Source organism: Aeromonas sp. PrichA-15, assembly GCF_017939245.1.
GTDB lineage: Bacteria > Pseudomonadota > Gammaproteobacteria > Enterobacterales > Aeromonadaceae > Aeromonas > Aeromonas caviae.
This window is the reverse complement of record NZ_JAGKRH010000272.1, coordinates 1-522: the sequence shown is the minus strand read 5'-3', so window position 1 is coordinate 522 and position 522 is coordinate 1. Positions and strand designations below refer to the sequence as shown.

Here is a 522-nt window from a genome sequence, read left to right as displayed (position 1 = left end):
TGAAACCATCACGCGCAATCATCAATGCAGAGGGATGGCAAACCTGCTGGCCCGAGTGAAACACTTCATGGATACCGTGTCTCCTTTCCCGGGGAATGGCTATGGCACAGCGAAGGTGTAGCACTATTGGGATCAGTTATTTAGCCGTTGCATATAGGCTCGTGCACATTGCACCAACAATCGTCTAAGATTTTTGTCGCCACGCTTGCTGATACCCTTCAGGTTTGCCCGGCCCCCAGTACTGTACTGGCGTGGCACCAATCCGACTGACGCCGCGAAATCACGACTACATCGATAGTGTTTTCCGTCACCGAGCTCGGCGGCCAACACGCTGGCAGTGATCGGGCCGACACCAGGGATTGTCATCAGACGCTGGCCAAGATCGTCATCGCCAAGCTGGCTGGCCAGTTCCTTGTCGATCTCGGCAATTTGCTGCTCCAGATACTTGAAATGGGCATGCAGCCTCTCCAACATGGTAATCAGTCGCGCTGGTAACTCGTGTTCAGCCATCACAGAAGGCAG

General features: G+C 54.2%; 2 pseudogenes. One reads left to right on the top strand and one right to left on the bottom strand.

The annotated features are described in order from the left end of the window. Positions 1 to 121, top strand: a pseudogene (locus J9889_RS20775) (IS630 family transposase); the annotation flags it as partial. A gap of 20 nt (positions 122 to 141) precedes the next feature. Here the strand turns inward: J9889_RS20775 and J9889_RS20770 are convergent. Further along, positions 142 to 522, bottom strand: a pseudogene (locus J9889_RS20770) (transposase); the annotation flags it as partial.